Below are 17683 nucleotides of genomic sequence, written 5' to 3' on the forward strand. Positions count from 1 at the left end.
TATTCTGCGCTGACGCCCTGTTTATGCGGAGTGCCGGGTCGTCTCTTTCAGTGTCCTGATAAGTTGCTCTCTGTTCAGGGCTACGCAATAGGCGGGCGTCGCACGCTCGAAACGCCAGCCTTCCGCTAACGATCCCGCATCCACGGCATCAAATCCAAAGGCTTCATATAATGCCGTGGCGGTCGCTTTCCCTTCGCTATCATCCCCCGCCAGCGGTAACGCCTGCCGGTTAGCATCGCCCGGCGGCAGGCCCTGAGTTTCAAGATCGGTCATGCGGATGGCATTGAATGCCTTGGTGACGCGGCTGTCAGGAAGCAGGCGGGCAAGCCGTTCACTGGTGCTGATGCGGCCATTGAGCAGCTCTTCAATTTCGCCATCGCGGTCGGGATAGTAATTGACCGCATCAAGCACGATTTTTCCCCACAATTCTGTGGCCGGAAGTTGTTCCGTTGCCGTGAGCGGCACGGCAATCACCACCACGTCACCGAACTCTGCGGCCTCGGTGGCGGTGCCGGTTTCACAGCCAATCATCGGTTTCAGGCTGAACAGCGTTCGTGGATCGCGCGAGTTGCTGAGCATCACCTGATGTCCCGCCTGAATCGCCAGTTTTGCAATCGCCCGGCCAACAAAGCCTGCGCCAATAATGCCTATTTTCATACGTTTCTCCTCGATGAGTTTCACGCACTGACCTTAATTAAAAACAGGAGGTGAATAAATCGACAAACAGACGCAATATAAACAACCAACAGGAGGGAATCATGGATCGGCTTACCAGCATGAACGTGTTCGTTACCGTCGCGGAATCGGGCTCGTTTGCCGCCGCAGGCGGGCATTTGCAAATCTCACCGCAGATGGTGGCGAAGCATATCGCCATGCTGGAGAAGCATCTCGGTACGCTGCTTCTGCATCGCACCACCCGACGACAAAGCCTGACGGATGTGGGCCGCAACTATTACGAACGCTGCAAAATCGTGCTGGCAGAGGTGCAGGAAGCGGATGCGATCGCGCTGGATATGCAGCAGCGGCCGTCCGGTACGCTGAAGGTCAGCGCCCCGGTCACGTTTGGTTCTTTTAGCCTGGCGCCGTTTGTGACCCGCTATCTTGACCGGTTTCCGGAAACGCAGGTCGATCTTGAACTCAGCGATCGGCTGGTCGATCCGTTTGAAGAGGGTTATGAGGTGGTGATCCGGATTGGTGCGCTGGCGGACAGTTCGATCATTGCCCATCCACTGCAGCCCTACCGGCTGATAGCCTGCGCGTCGCCAGCCTATCTGGCGCGGCACGGTGTGCCCGCCACGCCAGCGGAGCTGGTGAACCACGCCTGTCTCGTTTATGGCATCTGGTCGCCCTCAAAACCCTGCCGCTGGGTATTCAGCCAGGCCGGTAAGGTTGAAGAGGTACATCCGCAGGGGCGCATGCGATCGAATGACTGGAAAGCGCTCCTGCATGCGGCGCTGGAGGGTTATGGCATTACCCTGGGGCCGGCCTCCATTCTCTCTGAAGAGATCAGACAGGGGCGGCTGGTCCAGGTGCTGCCCGATTATGCCGGGCCAGCACGACCCATGCATGTTCTGATCCCGGCGGGCCGCCGCCAGACGGTGAAAATCCGCAGCTTTGTTAGCGCCATTATCACCGAGTTTGGCCTCTATCCACCCCAATCCGGCTAAACCAGGCGGTTATCGGCTCAGCAGCGGGAGTAACTGGGGCAGCTGCGACAACAGGTAGAGAATCAGCCCGATGGTGCCGCCAACCAGCGTGCCGTTGATGCGGATAAACTGCAGGTCTTTGCCGATATTAAGTTCGATCTGCTGCGACATGTCGCGTGCATCCCAGCTCTTCACGGTGTCGCTGATATGACGCGTCAGGAAGCCAGCAAACTCTGGCGCAACGCTGCGTGCGGCCTGTTCCAGATGCTGATTCATCGAGTCACGCAGCGCCGGGTCGGCCGCCAGGGTTTCGCCCAGCCATAAGGCTGCACCACGCACTTTCTCCTGCACCCGTGAGTCATCGCTGCTGAGATCCGCCTTAAGCCAGTTGCGCATATCATTCCACAGCTCGCCGATGTAACGATTGAATGAGGCATCTTCTTTCAGCCAGCCTTTGATCTCCTCGGCACGCTCTGCCATCTCCGGGTCGTTCTGCAGTTTAACGATCAGCTTGTCGACCGCCCGATTGAAGCCGAGGCGCAGCTCATGGCCCTGATCCAGCGCCACATCATCCAGCAGTGAATCGACCGCGTTTGCCACCAGCTCGGCGCTGTGCTCGCCCAGCCATTCGGTCGGCAACATTTTTGCTTTAATCGGATGCTCGCGTTTGAGCCAGCGCACCAGCTGCATGGCAATAAACTCGCGGGTACTGGGCTTATGCAGCAGCTTCAGCAGCTGTTCGATTGCCGCGTCCAGCAGCGCCTGATGACGGTTGTTTTTCGTCAGGCTCTCCAGCAGCAGGGCGCTGGTCTGGCTGAGATCGACCTTGTCGATGGCGCGATGTACTGCGCGGCGCATGAAATTCTGGATCCGTGTGTCATCGGTCAGATCAAGGAAGCCGCGCATGACCTGCAGCAGATGGCGGCCAATGCGGTCAGCATTGCCCGGCGCATTCAGCCATTGCGCCAGCAGGTTGGAAGGATCGTGACGGCGAATCAGATTCAGCAGCGAGTCGGTATCAAGAAACTTCTCCTGCACAAAGCGACCGAGGTTTTCACCGATACGATCTTTGTTGCGCGGAATGATGGCGGTATGACGCGAGATAAAGGGCACCGGCACGCGCCGGAACAGGGCGACCACCGCGAACCAGTCCGCCAGCGCACCGACCATCGCAGCTTCTGCTATCGCCTTTACGCCGCTGACCCAGAAGCCGGGCGGCAGAAAAAGCGTAACGATAAAGGTAATTGCAGCCAGCAGTAACAGCAGCAGCGCCAGACGTTTCGTCCGTTTCAGTTCGTGTTGTTTATCCATATCCTGATCTTAGCAGAGAGCCGGTTTCATCGGCGACGACCACCCAGCAGGCTGCCGAGTACGCCACGGATGATCTGATTGGTAATCTGGCGCGTAGCGCTTTTCGCCATGGTCTGCACCACGCCATCGTGCTTGCCGCCGCGCGGGCCGGTTCGGCCAAACAGGATCTCTTTCAGCCCGCCGAGAATGCCGTTATCTACCGCGACGTCGTCGCCTTTCGCCGGAGGCGCACTGGCCTGATCGCTGGCGGCCTGAAACCCTTTTTGCAGCTTCTCAAATGCCGATTCGCGATCAACTTCGCTGTCATATTTGCCATAGAGCGGTGAATGATTGATCAGGCCGTTGCGCTCATCGCCTGTGACCGGACCCATACGTGAGCCGGGGGCGATCACCATGGCCCGTTCCACCACCGACGGACTGCCTTTGGTATCCAGGAAGGAGATCAAGGCTTCGCCGGTGCCCAGCGCCTGAATCGCCTCGACGCTGTCAAACGCCGGATTGGCGCGCAGGGTATCGGCGGCGGTTTTTACCGCTTTCTGATCTTTAGGGGTGAAGGCGCGCAGGGCGTGCTGAACGCGGTTGCCGAGCTGGCCCAGCACCCGATCGGGAATATCTGCCGGGTTCTGGGTGACGAACCAGACGCCGACCCCTTTGGAGCGGATCAGCCGCATGACCTGTTCTATTTTCTCCAGCAGCACCGGCGGTGCGTCGGTAAACAGCAGGTGCGCCTCATCAAAGAAGAACACCAGCTTTGGCTGATCGAGATCGCCCGCTTCCGGCAGATGCTCATAAAGCTCCGACAGCAGCCACAGCAGGCTGGTGGCGTAGAGTTTCGGCATCTGGTAGAGCTTCTCAGCAGAGAGGATGTTGATGACGCCTTTGCCGTTGCTGTCGACACGCATCCAGTCGGCAATATCCAGCATCGGTTCACCAAAGAAGTGCTCCGCGCCCTGTTGCTCCAGCGTCAGTAACCCGCGCTGGATGGCGCCGACCGAGGCGCTGTTGATGTTGCCGTAGTGGGTCTGGAAGCTTTTGGCGTTGTCACCGATGAACCGGGTCATGGCGCGCAGATCTTTGAAGTCCAGCAGCAGCAAACCCTGGTCATCGGCGATGCGGAAAATAATCTGCAATACGCCACTCTGCACCTCATTAAGGTTCAGCAGTCGCGCCAGCAGCAGCGGCCCGAGATCGGAGACGGTAGCGCGAACCGGATGGCCTTTCTCGCCGAAGATATCCCACAGCACCACCGGATTGCTCTGCGGCTGCCAGTCGGTGACACCGATTTTCGCCAGCCTCTCCTGCAGTTTTTCGCTGGACTGGCCAGCCATCGCCACGCCCGTCAAATCGCCTTTAACGTCAGCCATAAAGACCGGCACGCCGCTGGCGGAGAACGATTCAGCCAGTTTCTGCAGCGTAACGGTTTTACCGGTGCCGGTCGCGCCGGTGATCAGACCGTGGCGGTTGGCCATTTGCGGCAACAGATGAAGTTCGACGTCTGGCGTACGGGCAATCAGTAGCGGGGAAGTCATGATTTTCCACTCTCAGGCATTGGGTTATGCCTGAAGGATAGCAAGCCGGAGCGGCACAGGAGGAGAACTATTCACCAAAAAAAGGCCGCTGCCCGGGGAGCAGCGGCCTGCAACAGTGGTTTACTTCTGCACCTCTTCAAAATTGAGCAGGCTGACCCCGATGCCCTGCTGCAGGTGACTGAGGTTGCTGCGCACCGCCACCTGGGTTGCGCCCTGTAACAGCATGACAAACGGCGAATCCTGCTGGATGCGGGTTTGCAGCCCGGTGTAGAGGTTACGACGTTTCACCGCATCGCTCTCTCCGGCAGCGGCGCGGGTCTGTGCACTCAGCTCCGGAATCGTCCAGCCGACGCGCCACGCCAGGGTTTTGCCGCCGCCCGGCACGTTATAGGCAAAGGTGCTGGCATTGGTGTTGGGATCGATGTAGTCCGCGCCCCAGTAAGTAAAGATGGCCTGGAAGTCCCGGCTGCGCATTTTGCTCCACAGCTCCGATTCCGCCACCGGCTGGATATCAAGCTGCACATCCGCTTTGGCAAAGCTGGCCTGCAGTGCCTGCGCCACATCAATGTAAGGCGGCTGGTTCACCACCGTCAGCGCGATATGGGTGCCAGGTTTGATGCCGCCTTTTTGCAGTATCGCCTGCGCCTTTTTCAGATCGTAATGGAACGGTGTCGTGTTCAGCGCACCATCGAAGCCGTCCGGCAGGAAGCTCTGATGAATGCGGTACTGACCTTTCAGCAGCTGGTTCGCCAGGCTGTCATAGTCAACCAGCCAGCGCGCCGCCTGCCACAACGCCGGATTCCCCAGCGCCGGTTGCTGCGGGCTTTGGGTGTTAAAGCCCAGGTAGTAAACCAGGCTGGACGGGAAGGCATCAATACGCACATTGGCGGTGTTCTTCAGCGCGGTAATCTGATCCGGACCGAGCTGATAGGCGACATCCACATCGCCCTGCTGGATCAGCAGACGGCGGCTACCGGGATCGGCCACACCTTTCAGCAATACCCGCTTCAGATGCGGCTTCTGGCTGCTGTTGGGATTGGCTTCCAGCACCAGCGCCTGCAGCGGGACAAACTGTTTGATGGCATAGGCGGCGCTGCCGGCGGAGTGCACCTTCAGCCAGCTATTACCGTAATCGTTGTTGCTGGCGTGCTGCTGCGCCAGTTTGCTGTCGACGATGGAGGAGACCGGCGCGGTCAGCAGGCGCAGCGCCAGATCGCTGCCGATCTCCGCTGGCCAGCGCAGCTCAAGCTGGTGGTCGTTGATCACCGTGAACTGCTGATCGATATTTTCTGGCGTCCAGCCAAATTCACCCAGAATAAAAGAGGGCGCTTTATTGAGTTTTACCGCGCGGGTTAATGAGAAGACCACATCCTGAGCGGTCACGGGATGACCACTGGCGAAGCGGGCCTGCGGATTAAGATCAAACACCAGGCTGTGAGGCGTTTTGCCTGCCTGCCAGCGTGTGGCAGCCAGCGGCGAGAGCTGCTGCGGATTCTGATGGTCCGGCTCCAGCAGCGTCTGGTAGATATTGCGCAGGCTGCTGTTACTGACGGTCTCAAAACTTTCCGCCGGGTCGAAACTGATGATGCCATCAAGCGGAACGGCAATCACCAGGGTGTCGCCAGGCGTGGCGGCGTGTGCCGGATGAACCAGTGCCAGAGCCGTAAACAGGGACAAGAGTGTTTTTCGCATGGAGGGTTATCCTGAGTCGTTGATAGCTCTACTCTATCGGGCGCCGGATAATCTCCAAATGCGGGTTTCTTATGAGCTTTGCACAATTATTAGCGTAGTCATTCAGGCAAAGAGACAAAATAAGATAATGACGGTAAGTAATTATTTTATTGTCATTTTACAGCGGGCGGAATAAAGCCGGATTTACTCAGCCGATCACAAATTGCGCACAGTCTGATTGTATGACTATCAAAGTCACTATAGTGTTAACGATGAGAATCATTCTCTTGTATGGAAGTATGATATTTTTTTATCGGTTATTTGGCGTGATGATGTCAGGGCGAAAATAATAACCCTCATTCCTGCGTTAAAAGAGTTAAATACCCGATGTTTATGCGGTTTTACCCCCGATTTCCGCGCTGTAAATCTTTTACCTCTCCGCAACTCTTTCGCAACACCATGATAAACTTTCACTAAGACACATCTTAAATTCAATTTTTACATTCAGACATATCTATATCCCTAAGATTGCCAGGTTATTAACCGATAAGTTCCGTTAGTCACCGAACCATAATTCTACCTGCCCTTGTCTGTTCTGCCGTCGTCTGTGCCGCGTGCGTTGATCTCTGCGGGGAGTTTTCCGCCTGCACTCAGCCTTTCAGCTTCATAACAAATAAAGCGGGTATTTAGCAGATGAGAGTCGTGCGGATATGCTTTTAGAAAAACCCACCACCAGGCGTAAATTTTTGCTCGGTTCACTGCTGGCGTTGCCATTAAGTGAACTGGTCTTCAAAGGCATTACTGCGGCACAGGCGGCAGAGATGGCCGCACCGGAGTTAGCCGATTACAAACCGATCTTTTTTAGTGCCGATGAGTGGCAGTTTATCCTGGCCGCCACTGACCGTTTGATTCCGGCAGGCGGCAAAGGCAAAGCGCCGGGCGCGCTGGAAACTAACGTGCCGATCTTTATCGATCAGCAGCTGCACAGCGAAGCGTTTGGCAGCGAAATCTACATGCAGGGGCCGTTCAATACGCAGGCGCCCGCAACCATGGGTTACCAGATCCCGTTCCGCCCACAGCAGATGTATCAGACCGGTATCCGGCTGATTAATCAGTGGTCGCAGAACACCCATCAGAAAGCGTTTCATGCACTGACGCTGGAAGAGAAAGATGCGGTACTGACCCAGGTAAACAAAAACGAGATCGACTTTGCCGCACTGGGCGAAGCCGATCTTAAGCCTGCGCATTTCTTCAGCCAGCTGCTTTCCGATACCAAGCATGGCTACCTTGCTGACCCGATGTACGGCGGTAATAAAGGCATGAAAGCCTGGATCGCCATCGGCTTCCCCGGCGCGCGTGCCAGCTTCACCGAATGGGTGAAACAGCACAACGTTCCTTATCCGCTGGGTCCGGTCAGTGTGAAGGGCGAACGCGCGTAGGGCGCGTCCACATCAGGTATTTGAAACAGGATTATCATGGCACAGGTTACTAAAAAAGAAGTCGACGTCGTGGTCTGCGGCCTCGGCTGGGCAGGCTCGCTGATGAGCATTGAGCTGGCACTGGCAGGTCTGGACGTGCGCGCCCTTGAGCGCGGCGGCGATCGCGATTATGACGAGTTCGCCTACCCGAAACCGGCGGATGAATACGCCTATGCGGTGCGCAACAAAGTGTTTGCCACTCCCGCCGAAGTGGCGGTCACCGTGCGCTACAACAGCAGCCAGACGGCATTGCCAACCCGTAAATGGGGTGCGTTTGCACCGGGCACCGGCGTAGGCGGTTCCGGCCTGCACTGGACGGCGGTACTGATCCGTCCGACACCGACCGATATCAAACTGAAGACCTATGTCGACGAGGCTTACAAGCCGGGCATTCTGCAGGATGATATGCGGGTGATGGACTTCCCGTTCAGCTGGGAAGAGATCGAGCCTTACTACTACAAATTCGAACTGATTTGCGGCCAGTCGGGCAACACCGGCAACCTGCGCGGCAAAATTCTGGAAGGCGGCGATCCGTTTGAAGGCCCGCGTTCTGAGCCTTATCCGCTGCCTGCGCTGGATGACACGCTGAACAACGTGATGTTCAAAGAGGTGGCGACCAAACTCGGTTACCATCCGTTCCCGAACCCGTCGGCCTGTGTGTCACGTGCGTGGAAAAACCCGTACGGCAACCAGATCGCGCCGTGCAACTACTGCGGCTACTGCAGTAAATATCCCTGCCTGAACTACTCCAAAGCGTCGCCGCAGACCGCCGTAATGGATTCACTGAAGCGTATGCCGAACTTCTCCTATGAAGTGAATGCGGAAGTGATCAAGGTCGTGCTGAACGATGATAAGAAAACCGCGAAAGGCGTGATCTACATCGATGCACAGGGCAACGAGTGCTTCCAGCCAGCGAAAATCGTGGTGCTGAGCAGCTTCCAGCTCTACAACGTGCGTCTGATGCTGCTCTCCGGCATCGGCAAGCCTTACAACCCGATTACCGAAGAGGGTGTGGTAGGGCGTAACTACGCGTTCCTGTCCAACGGCGGCGCGACGCTGTTCTTCAAAGATAAAAACTTCAATCCGTACGCTACGGCGGGCGCGACCGGCCAGATGTTTAACGATATCTCGCCAGGCAACTTCGACGGCCCATCACTTGGCTTCCTCGGCGGCGCGAAGATCCACAGCTCACAGGCGACCGGTACGCCGATCAGCACCGCGCTGCCAAAAGGCACGCCGACCTGGGGTATGGGATACAAGGAAGGTCTGGAGGAGTGGTACGGTCATTCGATGAAGATCAGCATTACCACCACCTGTCAGTCTTACCGCGATATCTATCTGGATCTCGATCCGAACTACAACGATCACCGTGGCCTGCCACTGCTGCGCATGACCTTCAACTGGAAAGAGAATGAGCTGAAGCTGCAGCAGCACCTGAAAGGCATCGTCGGCAATATCGCGAAAGAGCTGAACCCTGACAGCATGAGCATGAGCTTCCTGCCAATGGGCGCGGATTTCGATCTGACCAAATATGTCTCTACCCACAACGTGGGCGGTGCCGTAATGGGCGATAACCCGAAAACCTCGGCGCTGAACAAGTATCTGCAGAGCTGGGACGTGCATAACGTCTTTGTGCCGGGCGGCAACGCTTTCCCGCAGAACTTCCAGGCGAACCCGACCGATACCATCGGTGCGATCACCCTGATGGCGGCACAGGCGATCAAAGATCAGTATCTGAAAAATCCCGGCCCACTGGTACAGGCATAAGCGCATGAATAAGCTGAAACTGAAGTCTTTTATCTTTGCCAACGCGGTGCTGTTAGCCAGCGGATTTGCGCTGCCGGCTCACGCCGAAGATGAAGCGCAACTGATTAAGCAGGGCGAATATCTCTCGCGGCTGGGCGACTGCATGGCGTGCCACTCACTGCCTGGCAAGCCTGACTATTCAGGCGGGCTGGCGATTGAGTCGAACCTTGGCACCATCTTCTCCACCAACATCACGCCCGATAAGCAGCACGGTATTGGCAACTACAGCGAGCAGCAGTTCTCTGACGCGGTGCGCAAAGGGGTATTACCGGACGGTTCGCATCTCTATCCGGCGATGCCTTATCCTGATTACGCCAAAATCAGTGATGCCGACATCCACGCGCTTTACGTCTACTTCATGAAAGGCGTGCATCCAAGCGCAGAACAGCCGCCGGAAACCGATCTGAGCTTCCCGTTCAGCCAGCGCTGGGGCATGCGTTTCTGGAACTGGGCGTTCGCCTCGGATAAGCCGTTCCAGCCGATTGGTGGTGCGTCAGCAGAGGTCAACCGCGGTGCCTATATCGTGGAGAGTCTTGGCCACTGCGGCAGCTGTCATACGCCGCGCGGTCTGGGCATGAACGAGAAAGCGCTGGATAGCGGTGACGATAAATTCCTGGCAGGCGGCAGCCTGAACAACTGGGATGTGCCGTCACTGCGTGGCCTGCCGCGCTGGAGCGAGCAGGAAGTGGTGGACTACCTGCAGACCGGCCGTAACGATAAAGCGGCGGTGGGCGGCGAGATGACCTCGGTGATTGAGCACAGCAGCTCACACATGACCGACGCCGATCTGAAAGCCATCGCGGCCTACCTGAAGTTCCTGGGCGGCAACCCGCCATTGCAGGCGTATAACGTGCAGGCGCAGCAGGCAACGGAAGCGAAACTCACTGCCGCGAAGAACCTGAGCGAAGGCGAGCGTCTTTATCTGGATAACTGCGGTGCCTGTCACTTCGTGACCGGCAAAGGCGCCCCGGGGATCTTCCCTGAGCTGGATCAGGCGACGATCGTCAATGCCAAGGATCCAACCGGATTGATCCACACCATCCTGGCCGGCGCACAGCAGCCTTCCACCGCGAAGGCCCCTTCGAAACTGGCGATGCCAGGCTTTGGTCAGCGTCTGAGTGATGAAGAGGTGGCGCAGCTGGCGACCTTTATTCGTCAGGGCTGGAGCAACACCGCGCCAGCGGTGAGCAAAGATCAGGTTGCTGAAGTGCGTAAAACGCTGAAGTAATCGAGCTTTCCCCTCTGCCCGTTCGGAGAGGGGAAATCCCGGATTAGTGAAAGGTGCGCACCACTTCCAGCACGCCGTTAATGATAAACTGCACGCCCATACAGACCAGTAAAAATCCCATCAGGCGCGATATCGCCTCAATGCCACTTTTACCCACCAGCTTCATGATGGCACCCGAACTGCGCAGTGAAATCCACAGGATCAGACTCACCAGCAGGAAGATTAGCACTGGCGCGACGGTGATGACCCAGGCCGGAAAGTCGACGCCGCTTCTTACCGTCGAGGCGGAAGAGATGATCATCGCAATGGTACCCGGCCCCGCCGTGCTCGGCATCGCCAGCGGCACAAAGGCGATATTCACCGGCTCTTTGGCTTCATCCAGCTCATCCAGTTTCTGCTTTGCTTCGACAGAATGGCCGGCAGGTTTAGCCGGGAACAGCATCCGAAAACCGATAAAAGCGACGATCAGGCCGCCCGCCATGCGCAGGCCAGGAATGGAGATGCCGAAGGTATTCAGCACCGCGCTGCCCGCATACCACGCCACCATCATGATGGCGAAGACATAGATTGAAGCCTGGCGCGCCTGTCGGTTGCGCTCCTGGAAGTTCATCTCACCCGCCAGCCCCAGGAACAGCGCCACGGTGGTGAGTGGATTGGCGAGCGGCAGGATCACCACCAGCCCCAGGCTGACTGCTTTAATTAACTCCAGCATGACAAATCGCCTTTTCCGTGGTGATTAGTGCTTCGGACGCTCCAGCGCCTCGAGCAGTTCCGGAAAGAAGTCCTGCAGGATTTCAGGCGTCATCAATTCGGGATACTGCATCAGATGCTCGCGGATACGCTCGTTGATGTCCGGCAGCAGACGCTGGGCCGCGGCGCTGGCGGTGATTTTGTGCTTCTTCATGGCGCGCAGCAGATCGCCTGGCAGCGCGTCTTCGTCGTCGGCGTCATCCACCATCTCCAGCGCGTCCAGCTCGTCGAACATCTCCATCAGCGCTTCGGTCTGCGGCGTGCGCGACTCATATTCACGCGGATGTTCATCTTCCAGGAAACGCAGCATGGCGCGCATCGGCGTGCCGTCTGGCGTGGATGGCGGCTCGGTGGCGAACCAGCTCAGCAGCTGATGCATGGTGACCTGGTGGACGCGAAAGCCGCTGTCGACCAGTTCATCGGCCAGCAGCTCGGCGGTTTCGTTTTCAATCACGCAGATGTGAGTACGTTTGGGTTCGTACTGCTCCAGCCACTGGTAGATCTCTTCAATCACGCCATCGTCATACTCGAATTTTTTGGTGACATAGCTGTCGTCCTGTTCGTGAACGCAGGCCTGAATCTGATCGGGGTCGAAGTAAAGTGCGATGTTGATGCCTTTCATGCGTGCTGTCCTGTAGAAATCAAAACAACACTATAGCGCTCAACCCCAGGTTAAGGGAATGTCAGGCGTCACAGCATGGGGGGCGTTTAACGCTCCCCTCAGAGCAGAGAGGGGAGAGAGAAGGGAAGGAGATCAGGAGATAAAGTTTTTGCCCTGCTTCAGCACCACGTCACAGGCTTTGGTTTTCAGCTTCTCACCCATCGGCGAGTTGCTCAGGCTTTGCAGATTCAACTGCTGGCCGTTACCGGTATTCAGCAGACCGGCCACGCCCTGGGTGTAATCGGTTTTCTGTTCCTGCGCAGTGGTGGTGTTCAGACCGAGCTTGCTCAGCACCTGGTCTTTGACCGACTGCACATTGTTTTTCACCACGTTATGTTCGACACAGTACTGCATCACACCGGCGGCGTTGGTCATGCTGTTGGCGCTGACCGCTTTATCGCCGCCACCCAGCATGCTGGTAATGGTAGAAAGCGACATGCCGCTATTCTGCTGCGTGGTGCCGGTGGTGCTGCCGTTGTTCTGCTGGCTGAGCTGTGACGCTGCACTGCTCAGCTGATCCTGCCAGCTTGCCGCTGATGCACTGCCTGCGACCAGAAGTGCCGCCAGTCCCCATCCCCACGCACTGCGTTGTGCTTGCTTCATTTCAACCTCGGTATGTGCTTATTCAGTTTTCCTAAGAAAGGCTGACGGGCAGAAAGTTCCTGACTTCCTTTTATAAATAGCGTCTTAAATAGCACTTTGGGAATCTTCTGTAATAAGAGCGATAAAATATTCAGATGCTTGTGGGGGTTATTATTCTGTGAAGTGATTTTCTGAAGGCAGTAATAAGCACATCCCGCTGAAACATTATTTAATATCCTCACCATGTTTATCAGGAATTGTCCTGGTTTAAATTAAACTTACCGCTTTGCTTATAGCGTGTTTTCTAAGCGCTTGCGTCTGGGTTGGTAATATTTACCTGAGGAATTAAATTTATATAACTTCATGTATTTTAGTTAATTTTTATTTTTAGCGTAGCGGTGATTTAAGCCGTACCACTGCTTGTTGATGTGATTTTCTGTGCCGTAATTAAATTAAGTTGGCAGGATTTTTTATTATTCTGGCTTGCGAAATCAGCCAGAGTGTTCATGCTTAATCACTGTGTCAGGCAGTTGTGGCAGATATTTAATTTAACGGGAGCGATATTATGGCTGGACAGCCAGAGCACAATAATAATGCAGAGGTCACGCTTAAACTCGCTGAAGAGCAAATAGCCCTGACGAAGCAAAAGATTGTGGATGGACATGTCCGTGTTACCCGTTCCACAACTGAGCATGACGAGGTCATCAGTACACTGCTTAACCGGGAGAAGGTTGAGGTTGAGCATGTAGCGAAAGCGCAACCCGTTGAAACGATGCCCGAAATCAGGGAAGAGAACGGTGTACTGATTGTCCCGGTAGTAGAGGAAGAAATCCAAATCGTCAGAAAGCTGGTGCTTAAAGAGGAGATCCACATCCGAAAAGTGCAGGAGAATGTTCCTTTTCAGGAGGTGGTGACCCGACGTGAGCAGCAGGTGAACGTTGAAAGAGATGACGATCAAATTAGCTAACAGAGAGGAACCTATCATGGCACATGAAAAAATCGTAACACTGTTCGATTCTGCAAATCAGGCAGAGGCCGCGAAAAGAAATCTCGTGAAAGCAGGCTTTTCTGATCGGGACATCAGTCTTATCAGTGGAGAACGTTTACAGGAGGAAGGACACTCTATCCGCCATCCAAGCATCTGGCAGCGTCTGTTTGGTCACTCCGTTGATAAAGAGCAGGCCGATGTTTACACCAGAGCGATGGACAAGGGCGGCGTAGTGCTGACCATCCGCACCGAAGAGGAGAAGCTGGCTCGCGCCATGACCATTCTCCATTCTCATGACTCGGTGGACGTTCCGTCACGTATGCAAAGCTCAGTTGAGAATGGCACCACCGCGCCGGGCATCAACCCGACGACGGCAGGCAAGCAGTTTGCCGGTGAGACCAACGACCGCCAGGTTGAACCGCGACGCACCTCACTGACCGGTGATGAGAGCGAAGCTGACATTCTGCGTCTTGCCGAAGAGCAGGTGGAAGTAGGTAAACGTCTGGTGAGCGAAGGCTCCACCCGCGTACGCCGCTATACCGTGACCGATACCGTATCTGAAGATATCTCGCTGCATGAGCAGCACGCTGACATCTTCCGCCGTTCGGTGAATGAACCCGCGCTGGCTGGTGAAGTGGACTGGTCCGAGAAAACCGTCGAGGTCGCTGAGACCCATGAGCAGCCGGTGATCAACAAAACGACCCACGTGAAAGAAGAAGTGGTGGTGCGTACCGACGGCAGCGATCGTACCGAGACCATTAACGACACGGTGCGTCGTCAGGAAGTGGATATCGACCATGCACGAGGTGGTCTGGAGCGCGAACTTCCGGGTACGACCGCAGGGGTAAAACCTGCGACCGCCGCAGCAGGCACGCAGTCACCAGGTGCACATAACCGTGACCACAAAGAGAGCCTGACTGAGAAGGTGAGTGAAAAAGCCAGCGAAGTGAAGGATAAGGTCGGGAACAAACTGCACGACCACTCGCATTGAGGCGCTTATCCTGACAACAACAGGCGCTAATGGGCACCGCTGATGCCCGATGCTGAGCATGCATGATGCAAGAAGGGGCCAACCGTGAGGTTGGCTCTTTTGCGTGTGTGGGGCAGTAAAAAACGGACAACGGCGTCATATCTTCTTCGGTATAATCAGGAAATATCTGCGCAGGCCAGGCAGGAATAAAACATAAGGGAATAAAGTGAACTGTAAACCGATGCTTTTCGTGCTGGCGGCGTTCTCCCTGTCGGCCCAGGCCGCCCAGAGCGGAAAAACGCTTGAGCACAAAGACTGGGAAGTTGTCTGTGATAACACCCTGACCTGCCGCATTGCAGGTTATGCCAAAGAAGAGGATCCGTCTGGCTCGATCCTGCTCACCCGTGCCGCTGGACCTGGAACGGAGACCGTGGGAGAAGTTACGCTGGGTGATACCGAAGATGACAGCACGCCGGCGGAAAAACTGACGCTGTGGATCGACGGGAAATCAGCAGGCGATCTGGTGGCGGCTGATGATAACTGGCGGCTGTCTGCCAGCCAGACCTCCGCGGTAATCAGTGCCGTCAAAGGCAGCGGTAAAGTCGAATTTAAAGGCGGCACAAAGCCTTTCCTGCTTTCCGGCGAAGGTGCTTATGCCGTGCTGCTGAAAGCGGACGACGTGCAGGGCCGTATCGGCACGCCAGGTGCGCTCACCAAAAAGGGCAATAAAACGGAAAGCAGCGTGGCTAAGGCTGTGCCCGCACCGGTTATTCAGGCGGCAAAAACCCTCAGCGGCGAACCCCGTTTGCTGACCGCCTCGGAAATGGACGCGCTGAAAACCCGACTGCTTGCAACGGTCAATCATAATGACGATGACACGTGCGACAGCCTGTATTCACCTGCAGAAAACAGCGATCCGGAAACTGACGGACTCACGCTTACGCCACTGGATGACACACACGTTTTGCTTTCAGCACTCTGCTGGCGAGCGGCTTATAACGAAGGATATGGTTACTGGGTCATTGATAACCAACTCAAAGGCACGCCAGTGCTCGTGACGATTTCCGGGTCTGATTATGACAAGGGCGAGATTACCAATGTGCAGAAAGGCCGGGGGATCGGTGACTGTATGAGCCAGGAAAGCTGGGTATGGGATGGTCAGGCTTTCCGCAAAAGCTATGACGGCGGGACCGGTATGTGCCGTTATATCCATGCGGGCGGCACCTGGGATCTGCCCACGCTGGTAACGGATGTGAAGCCTGTTTCGGGTTAAGCAGGTGAACCTGAGAACCCAAGAGACGGTTTTTTCAGCAGTTGCACATTCGCCTGCTGATAAGGGTTGCGGAAACAGGGGGTAACGGTATAATCCTCAACGTTTTCCGCATACCCTTCAGTGCCGAAGTGGCGAAATCGGTAGACGCAGTTGATTCAAAATCAACCGCCGCGAGGCGTGCCGGTTCGATTCCGGCCTTCGGCACCATCGGAACATCAATAGACGTCAACGGACGTCTTTTTTTGTGCCTGAAATTCAGTATTTACCCATCATTCCCGCTATATTAACTCTCTCAAGGCCAACCAACTTCAACGTACATTTACCAACACCTGTTGGTACAGATGATGGTATTTCCGATTCGATAATGCTTGTACCAACAGGGAGGGGATAAGCATGGCTTAACAGATATCAAAGTCAGAACAGCCAAGCCAATGGATAAGCAATATAAGCTGACCGATGGCAACGGTATGCATCTTCTCGTCCATCCTAATGGTTCTAAGTACTGGCGTTTGCAGTACCGTTTTGACGGCAAGCAAAAGATGCTGGCACTTGGGGTATATCCTGAAATCACATTGGCGGATGCTAGATCACGCCGCGACGAAGCGTGTAAGCTGTTGGCGAATGGCGTCGATCCAGGAGACAAAAAGAAAAGTGATAAGGTTGAGCAGAGAAAAGCCCATACTTTTAAAGAGGTGGCGATTGAGTGGCATAGCACCAATAAAAAGTGGTCTGAAGATCATGCCCATCGTGTGCTAAAAAGCCTGGAAAATAATCTCTTCGCAGAGCTCGGGGAGCGTAATATCACGGAATTAAAGACTCGCGATTTATTAGCACCTATTAAAGCCGTGGAGATGTCTGGACGTCTTGAGGTTGCTGCCCGTCTTCAACAGCGAACCACAGCAATCATGCGTTATGCTGTGCAGAGTGGATTGATTGATTATAACCCCGCTCAGGAGATGGCTGGGGCAGTTGCTTCTGGAAACAGGCAACATCGTCCGGCACTGGAGTTAAAGCGCATCCCTGAGTTACTTGAGAAAATAGATGGCTATACCGGCAGGCCGCTAACCCGCAGGGCAACAGAGCTTACTTTGCTTATCTTTATTCGCTCCAGTGAGCTGCGTTTTGCTCGCTGGTCAGAGATAGATTTTAAAACGTCAATGTGGACAATCCCGCCGGAACGAGAGCCTATTCCTGGAGTGAAACATTCTCATCGCGGTTCAAAAATGCGCACACCGCATCTGGTTCCGCTTTCTAAGCAGGCATTGGCGATCCTGAAACAGATAAAACAGTTTTGTGGGGAGCACGAGCTGATTTTCATTGGCGATCACGACCCGCGTAAACCCATGAGTGAAAACACGGTTAACAGTGCCCTACGGGTTATGGGTTACGACACTAAAGCTGAGGTTTGCGGTCACGGCTTTCGTACAATGGCCTGTAGTTCGTTAATTGAGTCAGGGCTATGGTCGAAGGACGCGGTTGAAAGGCAGATGAGCCATATGGAACGCAATTCGGTGCGGGCGGCGTATATCCATAAAGCGGAACATCTGGATGAGCGCAAGTTGATGTTGCAGTGGTGGGCTGATTTTCTGGATGCGAACCGGGAGAAAGGGATTACGCCGTTTGACTATGCGAAGATAAACCGGGGAGCAGGTCACAGGAGGAACATATCAAAAACAGGCAGATACACAATTTAAATTACAGTCTCTTTCATCGATTTTTGTCCATTATGATGACACTCTATATTCGTATTGAAATCACAGTAATACAGTGCATTTTTTAGTAATATTTAA

15 protein-coding genes and 1 tRNA gene are annotated in these 17683 nt (G+C 55.2%); 9 read left to right on the plus strand and 7 right to left on the minus strand.

Going from position 1 to position 17683, the window contains the following annotated elements; all coding sequences use genetic code 11:
• Positions 1-21: 21 nt before the first annotated feature.
• A complete protein-coding gene (locus tag ACO6VX_RS15900; RefSeq protein WP_422458200.1) occupies positions 22-657 on the minus strand; it encodes an NADPH-dependent F420 reductase in 636 nt (211 codons plus the stop codon).
• Between the two features lie 101 nt (positions 658-758).
• On the opposite strand from ACO6VX_RS15900, the gene ACO6VX_RS15905 reads away from it, so the two are divergent.
• Positions 759-1667, plus strand: a complete 909-nt coding sequence (locus tag ACO6VX_RS15905; RefSeq protein WP_157353470.1) for a LysR family transcriptional regulator — start codon at positions 759-761, stop codon at positions 1665-1667.
• Positions 1668-1676: 9 nt separating this feature from the next.
• Here ACO6VX_RS15905 and ACO6VX_RS15910 read toward each other — a convergent pair whose 3' ends face one another.
• The 3 genes from ACO6VX_RS15910 to ACO6VX_RS15920 all read right to left on the minus strand — a co-directional run bounded on the left by ACO6VX_RS15910 (position 1677) and on the right by ACO6VX_RS15920 (position 6178).
• Positions 1677-2957, minus strand: coding sequence for a DUF445 domain-containing protein (locus ACO6VX_RS15910; protein WP_033759683.1), 1281 nt, complete (start codon positions 2955-2957; stop codon positions 1677-1679).
• Positions 2958-2983: 26 nt separating this feature from the next.
• Positions 2984-4486, minus strand: a complete 1503-nt coding sequence (locus ACO6VX_RS15915) for a helicase HerA-like C-terminal domain-containing protein (protein ID WP_422458201.1) — start codon at positions 4484-4486, stop codon at positions 2984-2986.
• Between the two features lie 120 nt (positions 4487-4606).
• Complete coding sequence (locus tag ACO6VX_RS15920; RefSeq protein WP_010671775.1) at positions 4607-6178, minus strand: ABC transporter substrate-binding protein; 1572 nt, start codon at positions 6176-6178, stop codon at positions 4607-4609.
• 689 nt (positions 6179-6867) lie between these two features.
• Here ACO6VX_RS15920 and ACO6VX_RS15925 point away from each other — a divergent pair.
• Genes ACO6VX_RS15925 through ACO6VX_RS15935 form a run of 3 tightly spaced genes read left to right on the plus strand, consistent with a single transcriptional unit; the run spans position 6868 to position 10669 of the window.
• Positions 6868-7596, plus strand: a complete 729-nt coding sequence (locus tag ACO6VX_RS15925) for a gluconate 2-dehydrogenase subunit 3 family protein (RefSeq protein WP_010251628.1) — start codon at positions 6868-6870, stop codon at positions 7594-7596.
• A gap of 36 nt (positions 7597-7632) precedes the next feature.
• Positions 7633-9402, plus strand: coding sequence for a GMC family oxidoreductase (locus ACO6VX_RS15930; protein WP_010251625.1), 1770 nt, complete (start codon positions 7633-7635; stop codon positions 9400-9402).
• Positions 9403-9406: 4 nt separating this feature from the next.
• Positions 9407-10669 (plus strand): c-type cytochrome, encoded by a 1263-nt coding sequence (locus tag ACO6VX_RS15935; RefSeq protein ID WP_422458202.1) that lies wholly within the window; start codon positions 9407-9409, stop codon positions 10667-10669.
• Between the two features lie 43 nt (positions 10670-10712).
• Here ACO6VX_RS15935 and ACO6VX_RS15940 read toward each other — a convergent pair whose 3' ends face one another.
• The 3 genes from ACO6VX_RS15940 to ACO6VX_RS15950 form a co-directional block, all read right to left on the minus strand.
• Positions 10713-11381, minus strand: a complete 669-nt coding sequence (locus ACO6VX_RS15940) for a MarC family NAAT transporter (RefSeq protein WP_010671772.1) — start codon at positions 11379-11381, stop codon at positions 10713-10715.
• A gap of 24 nt (positions 11382-11405) precedes the next feature.
• The gene (locus ACO6VX_RS15945; RefSeq protein ID WP_010251615.1) at positions 11406-12041 is read right to left on the minus strand and encodes a hypothetical protein; all 636 of its coding nucleotides are present in this window, start codon (positions 12039-12041) and stop codon (positions 11406-11408) included.
• A gap of 132 nt (positions 12042-12173) precedes the next feature.
• A complete protein-coding gene (locus tag ACO6VX_RS15950; RefSeq protein ID WP_191937959.1) occupies positions 12174-12683 on the minus strand; it encodes a DUF2501 domain-containing protein in 510 nt (169 codons plus the stop codon).
• A gap of 544 nt (positions 12684-13227) precedes the next feature.
• Here ACO6VX_RS15950 and ACO6VX_RS15955 point away from each other — a divergent pair.
• The 5 genes from ACO6VX_RS15955 (at position 13228) to ACO6VX_RS15975 (ending at position 17587) form a co-directional block, all read left to right on the plus strand.
• Positions 13228-13629, plus strand: coding sequence for a DUF2382 domain-containing protein (locus tag ACO6VX_RS15955; protein WP_010251609.1), 402 nt, complete (start codon positions 13228-13230; stop codon positions 13627-13629).
• Positions 13630-13645: 16 nt separating this feature from the next.
• A complete protein-coding gene (locus tag ACO6VX_RS15960; RefSeq protein ID WP_052271154.1) occupies positions 13646-14641 on the plus strand; it encodes a YsnF/AvaK domain-containing protein in 996 nt (331 codons plus the stop codon).
• A gap of 220 nt (positions 14642-14861) precedes the next feature.
• Entirely contained in the window at positions 14862-15893 is a 1032-nt protein-coding gene (locus ACO6VX_RS15965; RefSeq protein WP_422458223.1) for a DUF1176 domain-containing protein, read from the plus strand.
• 122 nt (positions 15894-16015) lie between these two features.
• Positions 16016-16100, plus strand: a tRNA-Leu gene (locus tag ACO6VX_RS15970).
• Positions 16101-16324: 224 nt separating this feature from the next.
• A complete protein-coding gene (locus ACO6VX_RS15975; protein ID WP_129062750.1) occupies positions 16325-17587 on the plus strand; it encodes a tyrosine-type recombinase/integrase in 1263 nt (420 codons plus the stop codon).
• Positions 17588-17683: the final 96 nt, after the last annotated feature.

Origin of the sequence: Pantoea sp. BJFS-204 (assembly GCF_049310725.1) — a bacterium.
In the GTDB taxonomy this organism is placed as follows: Bacteria; Pseudomonadota; Gammaproteobacteria; order Enterobacterales; family Enterobacteriaceae; genus Pantoea; species Pantoea agglomerans.